Raw genomic sequence first — 11,266 nt, forward strand, 5'->3', positions numbered from 1 at the left:
TTATTCAAATTGATGATATACTCCAAATGATTTTCAAGTTTATAAATTTAATAAAAATAAACTGTTGTAAAATCTGAACCTGCTTTAAAGCCGCTTAACACCAAACACCGCCACGCAACGCCAATACCTGCCAAATTCTTATAGCCACTATTCAGAGCCTCGAAATTCACCTGCATCACTTCAATTATTGAATTATGCAGGGAGAAGACGATTTGAGAGGGTTAGCCAAAATCATGGCTTTTATGAGAGCCGTAAGCATCATCATGGTATTGATGCACTTTTATTGGTTCTGTTATGGCTTCTTTGCAGAACTTGGCTGGACACTGGAAGTTATCGGAAAGATACTCACCAATTTTAATCGCACCGCCGGACTTTTTTCCAACACTATTTACACCAAAATCTTTTCGCTGGTATTGCTGGTGTTAAGCTGTTTGGGAACAAAGGGCGTAAAGAATGAAAAAATAACATGGACAAAAATCAATACCGCATTAGTCATTGGTTTTGTCCTGTTTTTCCTGAACGCACCCTTACTGAAACTACCGGCAGAGATTGCCATATTCCTGTATATCCTCACGACCTCTTTAGGCTACATCGCTTTAATGGTAGCAGGCGTATGGATGAGCCGGTTACTCCGCAGCAACCTGATGGACGATGTTTTCAATAATGAAAACGAAAGTTTCCAGCAGGAAACCCAACTGATGCAAAATGAATACTCCATTAACCTGCCCACGAAGTTTTATTACAAAGGCAAATGGAACAACGGTTGGGTGAATGTGGTCAACCCTTTTCGTGCCTCAATCGTGTTGGGAACTCCTGGCTCCGGTAAGAGCTATGCCATCGTAAACAACTACATCAAACAACACATCGAAAAGGGTTTTTCGATGTACATATACGATTTCAAGTTCGATGACCTTTCCACCATTGCCTACAATCATTTACTGAAGCATACCGACAAGTATAAGCTAAAGCCGAGGTTTTATGTTATCAATTTTGACGACCCACGCCGGAGCCACCGATGCAACCCGCTTAATCCTGATTTCATGACGGATATATCGGATGCCTATGAAGCAGCCTATACCATTATGCTTAATCTTAACAAGTCGTGGATTTTGAAACAAGGGGATTTTTTCGTGGAGAGCCCAATTATTTTATTGGCTGCAATAATATGGTTTCTTAAAATCTATGATAACGGCAGGTTCTGTACGTTTCCTCATGCTGTTGAATTGCTGAATAAAAAATACGCAGACGTATTTACTATACTCACTTCATACCCTGAACTGGAAAATTATTTATCACCCTTCATGGATGCGTGGCAGGGAGGCGCACAAGACCAATTGCAGGGACAGATAGCATCGGCAAAAATTCCTTTGTCCCGCATGATTAGCCCGCAACTCTATTGGGTAATGACGGGCGATGATTTTTCATTAGACATCAACAATCCCAAAGAGCCGAAAATACTTTGTGTAGGCAACAATCCCGACCGCCAAAATATTTACTCCGCAGCATTGGGCTTGTACAATTCCCGCATTGTAAAACTCATCAACAAGAAAGGGCAATTAAAAAGTTCTGTTATCATAGACGAATTGCCCACGATTTATTTCAGGGGGCTGGATAACCTTATCGCAACTGCACGTAGCAATAAGGTGGCGGTATGCTTGGGCTTCCAGGATTTTAGTCAATTAACCCGTGATTATGGCGACAAGGAAAGCAAGGTTATTCAAAATACAGTCGGTAATATTTTCTCCGGTCAGGTAGTTGGCGAAACCGCCAAAAGCCTAAGCGAGCGTTTCGGTAAAGTGTTGCAGAAACGGCAAAGCATGACCATTAACCGCAATGATAAATCCACTTCCATCTCTACCCAAATGGATAGCCTGATACCCGCCTCCAAAATATCCACACTCACACAAGGCATGTTCGTGGGTGCAGTATCGGATAACTTCAATGAGCGCATTGAGCAAAAGATTTTCCACGCTGAAATTGTGGTGGACAATGACCTGGTTGCCGCAGAAACCAAAGCCTATCAGAAGATACCGCAAATCTTATCCTTTACAGATGAAAAAGGGGAAGATAAAATGAAGCAGGAAATTGAAGCCAATTACAGAAAGATAAAACAGGATGTAGTTCTGGTTATCGAGAGTGAGATGGAACGGATCAAGAACGACCCGGATTTACAACACCTGTTAAGCAATAAGTAAATCTGGCAAAAAGTTTTCACAAACTGTTTTGGCAGTAAAAATATATTATCGTTATATTGCGATAAATAATAGAGGCAATGGGAGTTACAAAGACTGAAATATTTACCGAGCAGCAAAATCGTTTGGCTATCACTTTAAAGGCACTGGCCCATCCTGCACGTATAGCCATCCTGCAATATATCGTTAAGCAAAATGCCTGTATCTGTAATGATCTGGTAGAAGAACTTGGGTTGGCACAAGCAACCATTTCCCAACATTTGAAAGAACTGAAAAGTATAGGCATCATAAAGGGGAATATTGAAGGTACAAGTATTTGTTACTGTATTGATGAAAAAGTATGGCAGCGGGTTAAAAAGGAACTCAATATCTTCTTTGCAGATAACGTGGGCATAGAGAAATGCTGTTGAGCATTTTTTTTGAATACATTAATCGTAATAAAGCAATATAGCAATCAAACAAAAATATCATGAAACTGTCAGAAATCAAAAACATCCTACCAACATTAAATAATGTTGAATTTCAGTTAGAAGACGGAACATTTGTTCCCGAACACTTCCATGTTACCGAAGTAGGAACAGTCACAAAACATTTTATTGACTGTGGTGGAACCATCCGGGATGAGAAAGTGGTAAACTTCCAATTATGGAATGCAGACGATTACGAACACCGTTTGAAGCCAACAAAGCTGCTGAACATCATTAAGCTTTCCGAGGAAAAATTAGGAATGGAAAACGTTGAAATCGAAGTGGAATACCAAAGCAACACCATTGGGAAATACGATCTGGATTTCAACGGTAAAAACTTCGTACTAAAAAGCAAGGCAACAGCTTGTTTAGCGCAGGACGCTTGCGGCATTCCTGCACAAAAGCAAAAAGTAAACCTTTCTGAACTGAAAAACAGTGCTTGCTGCGCACCTAATTCCGGTTGCTGTTAACTAAACCATATAAACAATCAGAGATATGAAAATTGCATTGTTCAGTGACATTCACGCTAATCTTCCTGCATTGGAAGCCTTTTTTAAGGATGTAGAAACAAGAAACCCCGATAGCATTTATTGCCTGGGCGATTTGGTGGGTTATAACATTTGGCCTAACGAAGTAATAAACGAAGTCCGTAAACGTAAAATCCCAACTATTGCGGGCAATTATGATTTTGGCATCGGGCGCATGAGCAATGATTGTGGCTGTGCCTACAAAACCGACCACGAAAAAGCCAACGGCAACGTTTCCATTTCGTTTACCAATTCCATTATACAAGACGAAGAAAGAGCCTTCCTGCGTACACTTCCGGCACACATCAAGGTGGAATTTCAGTTGAACGAAGACAAACTGAACCTGTTTTTGGTTCACGGAAGTCCCCGAAAAATAAACGAGTATCTGTTTGAGGACAGAGAAGAAAAAAGTATGCTTCGCATTATGGAACAGGCGGACGCAGACATTATGTGTTTCGGTCATACGCACAAACCTTACCACCGGATTTTAAATTCAGGCATTGACGGGCAAGACCATTTCCGCCACGCTATAAATATTGGTTCGGTGGGCAAACCCAAAGACGGCAATCCGCAGGGCGGTTATGTAATGCTCACTATCAACAGCAATAGTTCTATCCTCGACAAAGAAAGTATCCGGGTAGAATTTATCCGTTTTGACTATGATATTGAAAAAGCGGCAAAAGCTGTAGAGGAAAGCATACTGCCTGATGAATATGCTGAAAATCTAAGAAGGGGTTACTAAACTAAAATTAAAAGCAATGGAATTTCCAAACGATTTGTATTACTCAAAAGAACATACCTGGTTGCGTGTACAGGATAATACCGGAACCATTGGCATTACGGAATTTGCCCAAAAAGAATTAGGCGAAATAGTATATGCGGACTTATCCAATATCGGGTACAATTTTCAGCAGGATGAGGTTTTCGGTTCTGTTGAAGCCGTAAAAACTGTCAGTGATTTGTTTATGCCTGCTTCGGGAAAAGTCATTGAAACCAACCAACAACTTTTAAAAACACCGACCTTTATTAACGATGATCCTTACGGGAACGGTTGGTTGGTTAAAATAGAAATTCAGGACAATAGCGAACTCAAAAACTTACTTACCGCAGCACAATACGTACAAGTCACAAACAATTAGAACCGATGCAGCCAAAACTAAAATTCCTTGACAGGTACTTAACGCTATGGATTTTTCTTGCCATGATTTTAGGTGTGGGATTAGGTTATTTGTTTCCCAATATTTCAAACGTAACCAACTCCCTTTCCGTAGGTACAACCAATATTCCCTTAGCCATAGGCTTGATACTGATGATGTACCCGCCATTGGCAAAAGTGGATTATTCGCTATTGCCAATGGCGTTTCAGGACAAAAAAGTAATGTCCTTATCCTTATTGCTGAATTGGATAATCAGCCCCGCCTTAATGTTTGTCCTGGCCATCATTTTCCTGAAGAACGAACCTGGTTATATGACCGGCTTAATATTGATTGGATTGGCAAGGTGTATTGCAATGGTTATCGTTTGGAATGATTTGGCGGGCGGTAACAGGGAATATGCGGCTTTATTGGTAGCGTTGAACAGTATCTTTCAGGTAGTGTTTTACAGTTGTTATGCCTGGCTGTTCATCAATGTACTGCCTGCAAAATTAGGCTTGGGGAATTTCAATATTTCCGTACCGATTAAAGATGTTACGGAAAGTGTTTTGATTTATTTAGGCGTACCTTTTTTAGCAGGCTTTTTAAGCCGTTATTTCCTCATAAAATCAAGAGGCAAAGAATGGTACAACAGAAAGTTCATACCTGTTATATCTCCCATTACGCTGTATGCTTTGCTGTTTACCATTGTGTTGATGTTCAGCTTGAAAGGTGACAAAATATTGGAACTACCCTTAGATGTGTTGAGAGTAGCTATTCCGTTAGTCATCTACTTTGTATTGACATTCTTCGTCAGTTTCCTTATCGGTAAGTCATTGAACATCCCTTACGAGAAAAACGCTTCCGTTTCCTTTACGGCCACAGGTAACAATTTTGAATTGGCAATAGCCGTTGCCATTGCAGTTTTCGGCATCCATTCGCAACAGGCATTTGTAGGCGTAATTGGGCCTCTGGTAGAGGTTCCTGTCTTGATCCTGTTGGTACGGGCAAGTTTATGGTTAAAAGGAAGATTATACACACGTAATTAAAGAGAAAAGCTGCTCTATGGGCAGCTTTCTTTTTGTTCTCTTGTCACATGGCTTTCAATCGCGGAGAAGTCCTGTCCGGCACATCATTGATGTTAACCGTTTTGGTTTCCTCTACTGGTGTTTGGGTTTGCGGCTCAGGTGTAATGGATAGTTGTATTTTCCTGTCAATGGCAGCTAATTCCGTTTTGAGTTCACTTAGCTTGTGTTCCTTTGTCCATACACCATTTACTACTTCCCGAAGTACGGGCAGGTCTTTTTGCATAACCTCTACTTTCTTTTGTTCCTGTTCCATCAGTCCCGGTATCTTTTCCAGCGCATTCAAAAAATTAAAAGAAGCTGTTTTGGGATCGGTTGCCATATTTCCGTTGTTGTAGGTGTATTTGATATTGCCTTCGCCCTGAATAAAGAATCGGTTATCCTTAATATCAACACCTTCCTTTTGCGATACTTCCGTTTTCACCAGCAAGGTAAAACCGTACAGGCCGCCGATTTCCTCATACTGCCCTTCAGTGCGGGCTTTTTCCGCCAGTTGGTTCAGCCTGGTGCCGATCTGCTTTGCATCGGCATCAGGCGGCAGGCCGATGAGCTGCACCGGGTTACTTATCGTTCCGTCCTGTGTTTTTTGTATGCGCTTTTGCAGATTTCCCCAATCCATACCCATACGTTCCAGCCGGGAGGTTGCAGCATCCAATGAAGCTGTAATATCTTCCAGCTTGTAGCGGGATGTAAGTTTAGAGCGGGTAAACGCCTGCCGTTCGCTCTCCAGTGAGGCAATCTGTTTCTCCAGTCTTGCCTTTTCCAGCAAGTCGGTATTACCGGAAAGTATCGCCACATATTCCGAGAAGTTCATGCCGGATTTTTCGTCTATGCCGCCCTCATCTATGGTACGCTTGCCGAGGTTATTGCTCTTTAACTGGTCAATGAAAAGCTGTTTGTTGTACAGCAGGTTGAACTTATAACTGTCCAGCGATTTTTCAACGGCATAAATAATTACGTCCACTTTGTTATCGGCAAAGAATTTAGCAATCTCATTGCCTTTGCGGACGGCACGGCCATCCCGTTGGGCAAGATCACTTGGTCGCCACGGGGTATCCAAATGGTGTACGGCTACCGCACGTTTCTGTGCGTTCACGCCGGTTCCCAACATATCCGTAGAGCCGAACAGTACCCTGATCTTGCCTTCGTTCATCGCCTCGATGAACTCTTTGCGCATTTTATCGTTCTTGGCCTCCTGTATAAAACGGATCTCATGGGCCGGAATGCCACAATCCTGTACCAGCTTGCGTTTGATCTCCGCATACACATTCCATTCACCGGACTTGTAGGTTCCCAGGTCGGAAAAGACGAATTGCGTTCCTTTCTGCGCACTGAACTTCTGGTAATACTTCGCTATGTTGGCGGCACAGTGGGAGGCTTTGTTATCGGGATGATCGTCATACTTCGCGCTGACCATCCGCATATCCAATGACATTTTGCGGGCATAGTCTGTAGCGATGAGCATTTTGGCCTTTTCCTCGCTTTCTGACAATTTTGGCCTGCCGAGCAATGTGGCATCACCCGTTTTAGCAAACTCCATCAGCTTTTTGATGAAGACTTCCTGATCCGGTGTAGGCGAGATATTATGCAGTACCTCTTTCTTTTCCGGGCGGTCAATGCCAATATCCTTAGCGGTACGGTAATCGGTTATTTCGGAGTAGAATTGCGCCAGCTCCGGGACTTTAATGAAATAACGGAACCGTTCTTTCTGTACAATGTTGTTGGCTACCGAAAATTCGTAATCGGTAGTCTTCCTTGCATAAATAGCTGCCCAGGCATCAAAGCAATTAATGTCCTGTTTTTCCATCGCCTTCGGGCGCAGGTATTTGAACAGCAGATATAGTTCGGTCAGTGAATTACTGATGGTCGTTCCTGAAAGAAAGGTTGCTCCTAAATCTTTGCCGGTACGTTCCTGAATAGTGCGAATGCCAAAGAGCAGGTTCAGCGCTTTTTGACTGCCCTGCATGTTGCCCAATCCCGCTACACGATCATGCCGGGTATTGAACATCAGGTTTTTGAATCGGTGGCTTTCGTCCACCAGCAGATGGTCAATGCCCATCATCTTAAAATCAACCACATCATCCTTACGGTTGGCAATATCATGTTCCAGTGTTTTGAGCCTTACTTCAAGGTTCTGCTTACGGACGATCACACCTTTGAGCATCGCCCGCGATACCTCTTTGCCCTGTGCGTGTAACGCATCGAGATTCTGCTCCACACTATCCAGCTCCGTTTGCAGGATTTCCTTTTGCAGTTCGGGCGATTGAGGTATCATACCGTATTGGTCATGGGTAAGGATCACGCAATCCCAATCGTTGTTTTTAATATCGCCAAAAATGCGCAGGCGCTTTTGTGGTGTAAAATCTTCCTTGCCAGGATAGAGGATTTTGGCATGAGGGTAAGCCTTGCGGTAGGTTTCCGCTATTTCGTGTACGTTGGCTTTAAGGCCGATAATCATCGGCTTATGCGCCATGCCCAACCGTTTCATTTCCTGCGCCGCAGTACACATGATAAGCGTTTTGCCCGCACCTACTTCGTGGTCGCAGATAGCGCCGCCATTCAGCTTTATCATCCATACAGCATCCTTTTGGCTTGGGTACAAGTCTGCAATGCCGAGCGCTTTCCTGTCCAGTCCCGGAAAGTCCTGATGGCTACCGTTGTATTGAGGACGTACAAAGCAGTTGAAGGTATCGTTGTATTTATCGGTAAGCCGTTTTTTAAACTCATCATTTTGGGCATGGAGCCAGTCACTAAAGGCTTTCCGGATTTCATCAATCTTGGTGTTCGCCATTTGTATGGCTTCCATATCCCGCACTTTTACCTTCTGCTCACCCATCATTACCTTTTTAGTAATATCGGGCGTAGTATTTACCAGGGCGTGTTTGAGCAGGGCTATACCATCATAGGTGCGGCTTTCAGATTTTATTGCATATTTATCCCGTATAAGGACGTTCTTCTGATCGCAGATAACAGAAAAGTCGTCCGTGTTTTCCGTATAGTGTATGCGGACTGTGGTATCAAATAAATGCGAAGCAAAACGGTTATATATTCCTGTGGGTATCCAGCGTTCACCGAGGTTAAAATCCAGTTCTTCAAATTCAATACGCCGTGGCCTTGCTTCAACAAGAGCAGCAAGGCTTTCTCTGGCTTCCGCGTCGCCGGGATGAGCGGACACATACGTTTCTACCTCCTGCGCTTTTTCTACCACATTGCCGGAAATCCACCTTTCGGAAATTTCATATCCCTGTTCTAATGGGTTGAAGAAAATACGCCCGTGCAAGGCCGCTTTCAGGTCATCGGCATTGATGCCACTGATGTGTGACATATAGCCCAAATCCACGTTACCGTATTTGTTCAGTGAGGTGGCCAGCGCCTCATCGGGGTTATCTGTAGCCAGTGTTCCCGTTGAAAAGCTTACAGGGCGCTGGAATATATCGGCTTTGTGTACCACGCCGCCTACCACACGCTCCAGGTAAGGGACTTCCTTGCCGGCACTGTCCGTCTTAATCAGCTTGATGTTTTCGGCACTACTAAAATTGCCGTAACGCTTTACAAAGGCATCGTATAGTCTGTTAAGCGTTTCCCTTTCCTGCTTATGTTCGGTCTGCTGTTCCGCTTCTTTCTGGTAGAGGTCGAGATAGGTATCGCGTATGCCGATATAGGCTTCAGCCTTTGTCTTTTGCATGGAAGGCAACTGCAATGGATGGAACATTGCCTGCCCTTTATCTGTATCAATATCTTTCAGATAGCCAACAAGCCCTTTATCTATGGCAAGGCTATCGTTACGGTGGAATGATTGAATCGTTCCCGCATAAAGAGCGGGTTCAGGCAGGGAATTAACCGCCGCTGGTTTAATCTGTTCGCTGTCATTCAATCCCGAAAACAGATCGCCAATAGCAGCTTGTTTGTTTTCATTTACCGGCTTATTGCCGCCAGCGGGTACAGGGTTGGGTGCAGGTGTAAAAGGTTGCCGTGCGGTGCTGCTAAATAAATCCACCTGACGATTAGTAATGGGTCGTTTCCTTGCGACGGTCTGCTTTTTTGCAGTTGTGATTGTCCTTGCAGGACTGGCAACTGCCACTGCTTGCGCTTCACTTCCAAAAAGATCAAACAAGCTAAGCTGCACCCGCTCGGTAGCAGTATCAGTATTGGTGGAGGAAAATAAATTTTGCGGTTCCTGTTTTATTGCTGCCGCTTGTGACTGTTGTATAATGGGCGGCTGTATAACCTGTGGTGTTTCCGGAATTTGTATTACCGGCTCGTCTTTACGCTGGCCATTGTATAGCCGGACATCCAACCTGTTGGAGAAATCATCGGCAAGCATCTGCTTTAAATCCTGTGCAATGCCTTTTACACCGCCTTCATGTTCGTAGATCCAGGCAGGCTTGCCGTACATATCGGTGTCCCGGTACGGGGAGGTATGTACAATACGTTGCAGGTTCTCAAAGAGAACATTGTTGGTTATATTTTCAGATATAGTGTAGGTCTGGCAAAAGCGTTCTTCCGCTTCTGAAAGCCCTCGTTTACCCGTGTCTTTTTGCAGGATGATTAAATCGCTGCCGACTTCTGTTCCGGCATAATCAGTAAATAGATTGTTAGGCAGGCGCACCGCTGATACAAAGTTATTATCCTGCATGAGCGCCCGGCGTATCGGTTCATTCTTCGGGCTGTTGAGTAAGCCCTGTGAAGTGATAAAGGCCAGTATGCCGCCATCACGCAGCATATCGGTTCCTTTCAGGAAGAAATAATTATGTATGCTTCGGGCGGCCTGTATGCGTGCTGTGTCCTTACTTCTGGAAAAGGAAAGATCGAAAACGGAAGTATCCCCGAAAGGGATATTGCTGGCGACTATATCGTAGCTGTTTTGCTCCCTTTCCGGGATTTCTTCAAAGCCGTTGACACGGATATTCCTGTCCGGGTAAAGCTGTTTTAAAACTTTGCCCGTGAGCAAGTCCTTTTCATAGGCGGCAACATGCTGTGTTTTATTATCTGCGAAGGACTGAATGAAGGAACCTATACCGGCAGAAGGTTCCAGAAACCGTTGAATGCCGATCCCACTATCACGTAGCGCACCGACAATGGTATCAATTACCGCAGGTGGTGTATAGAAGGCAGTAAGCACCGAGCCGCGCATACTGTCCACGTAGCGGTAGTATTGCTTGTCGTCGGCAGCATTTTCGTGTAATAGCTGGTGAAGTTGTTGTGTAAGGGGAAACAGATCCTGCTCCGATTTTACCCATTGGTTAATGGCTCCGGGTGTCTCTATGGGATTAAGCACGAATTTGAGGCCACCGAAACCACTGTATTGAAGGAGCTGTTGCCTCTCGGTTTCGGTAGCCTGGCGTTTCTCTTTTTCTAATGTGAATGCTATGCGTAACGCCTCAATATTCTGCTTCAGGTGTTCCCGTTTACTGAAGGCCATTGTCCTCTATCCAGATTTGAATGGTTCCTGTCAGTTCGGTGTAGAGCAGCTCGTATTCGGGGCTGTCGGCAAACTCTTCCGTGAGCGGGTACTGCTCAAAAACAAGATCGCACACAGGCAGCATCTTCAGGGCAAAGGGGCGTAGTTCCTCATCCGCCATGTTGGTGTCGAACTCATTGCAAACGACCTTGAAAACGGTATCGAATTTTGAGAAGTGCAATCCTTCAAAGAGGATATAATCAGCAATCCCATCGCATTGGGCTATGGGATTGCCTGCCCTGAACGCGCCTTCATAAGCGCTTGCAGCCCACTGTGAACGTTGGTTGATAAAGGTTCTGTCACCTGATAATTCGGGGAAGCTGGTATTGAGCAGCTCTTGCAGTCTTAATGAGAAATAAGACAAGTCTTTTTCTATTGTTGCCATACACGAAATGTTTTTT

At 44.2% G+C, this 11,266-nt stretch carries 8 protein-coding genes; 6 read left to right on the top strand and 2 right to left on the bottom strand.

What is annotated here, in order from left to right; all coding sequences use genetic code 11:
- Nucleotides 1–194 precede the first annotated feature (194 nt).
- The 6 genes from mobC to arsB all read left to right on the top strand — a co-directional run bounded on the left by mobC (nucleotide 195) and on the right by arsB (nucleotide 5,368).
- A complete protein-coding gene (gene mobC, locus DC498_RS10850) occupies nucleotides 195–2,195 on the top strand; it encodes a conjugal transfer protein MobC (RefSeq protein WP_116874172.1) in 2,001 nt (666 codons plus the stop codon).
- Between the two features lie 77 nt (nucleotides 2,196–2,272).
- Nucleotides 2,273–2,602, top strand: a complete 330-nt coding sequence (locus tag DC498_RS10855; protein WP_116874173.1) for an ArsR/SmtB family transcription factor — start codon at nucleotides 2,273–2,275, stop codon at nucleotides 2,600–2,602.
- Nucleotides 2,603–2,661: 59 nt separating this feature from the next.
- The gene (locus tag DC498_RS10860) at nucleotides 2,662–3,129 is read left to right on the top strand and encodes a DUF6428 family protein (RefSeq protein WP_116874174.1); all 468 of its coding nucleotides are present in this window, start codon (nucleotides 2,662–2,664) and stop codon (nucleotides 3,127–3,129) included.
- A gap of 25 nt (nucleotides 3,130–3,154) precedes the next feature.
- On the top strand, nucleotides 3,155–3,928 hold the full coding sequence (locus DC498_RS10865; protein WP_116874175.1) for a metallophosphoesterase family protein: 774 nt from the start codon (nucleotides 3,155–3,157) through the stop codon (nucleotides 3,926–3,928).
- Nucleotides 3,929–3,944: 16 nt separating this feature from the next.
- A complete protein-coding gene (gene gcvH / locus DC498_RS10870) occupies nucleotides 3,945–4,325 on the top strand; it encodes a glycine cleavage system protein GcvH (protein WP_116874176.1) in 381 nt (126 codons plus the stop codon).
- Nucleotides 4,326–4,330: 5 nt separating this feature from the next.
- Complete coding sequence (arsB, locus tag DC498_RS10875) at nucleotides 4,331–5,368, top strand: ACR3 family arsenite efflux transporter (RefSeq protein ID WP_116874177.1); 1,038 nt, start codon at nucleotides 4,331–4,333, stop codon at nucleotides 5,366–5,368.
- A 43-nt stretch (nucleotides 5,369–5,411) separates the two neighbouring features.
- Here the strand turns inward: arsB and DC498_RS10880 are convergent, their stop codons facing one another.
- Both DC498_RS10880 and DC498_RS10885 read right to left on the bottom strand, forming a co-directional pair.
- Nucleotides 5,412–10,826, bottom strand: coding sequence for an N-6 DNA methylase (locus tag DC498_RS10880; RefSeq protein ID WP_116874178.1), 5,415 nt, complete (start codon nucleotides 10,824–10,826; stop codon nucleotides 5,412–5,414).
- Nucleotides 10,813–11,250 carry a DUF1896 domain-containing protein gene (locus DC498_RS10885; RefSeq protein WP_116874179.1) on the bottom strand — a complete coding sequence of 146 codons (438 nt, stop codon included), beginning with the start codon at nucleotides 11,248–11,250 and terminating at the stop codon, nucleotides 10,813–10,815. Before DC498_RS10885 ends, DC498_RS10880 begins: the two co-directional genes overlap by 14 nt.
- Nucleotides 11,251–11,266: the final 16 nt, after the last annotated feature.

It is taken from the genome of Terrimonas sp. (genome assembly GCF_003075435.1).
GTDB lineage: Bacteria > Bacteroidota > Bacteroidia > Chitinophagales > Chitinophagaceae > Agriterribacter.

What these genes read in the sequence shown, in the direction of transcription:
- mobC (WP_116874172.1), top strand. Translation starts at nt 195, where the DNA reads ATGCAGGGAGAAGACGATTTGAGAGGGTTAGCCAAAATCATGGCTTTT.
- DC498_RS10855 (WP_116874173.1), top strand. Translation starts at nt 2,273, where the DNA reads ATGGGAGTTACAAAGACTGAAATATTTACCGAGCAGCAAAATCGTTTG.
- DC498_RS10860 (WP_116874174.1), top strand. Translation starts at nt 2,662, where the DNA reads ATGAAACTGTCAGAAATCAAAAACATCCTACCAACATTAAATAATGTT.
- DC498_RS10865 (WP_116874175.1), top strand. Translation starts at nt 3,155, where the DNA reads ATGAAAATTGCATTGTTCAGTGACATTCACGCTAATCTTCCTGCATTG.
- gcvH (WP_116874176.1), top strand. Translation starts at nt 3,945, where the DNA reads ATGGAATTTCCAAACGATTTGTATTACTCAAAAGAACATACCTGGTTG.
- arsB (WP_116874177.1), top strand. Translation starts at nt 4,331, where the DNA reads ATGCAGCCAAAACTAAAATTCCTTGACAGGTACTTAACGCTATGGATT.
- DC498_RS10880 (WP_116874178.1), bottom strand. Translation starts at nt 10,826, where the DNA reads ATGGCCTTCAGTAAACGGGAACACCTGAAGCAGAATATTGAGGCGTTA.
- DC498_RS10885 (WP_116874179.1), bottom strand. Translation starts at nt 11,250, where the DNA reads ATGGCAACAATAGAAAAAGACTTGTCTTATTTCTCATTAAGACTGCAA.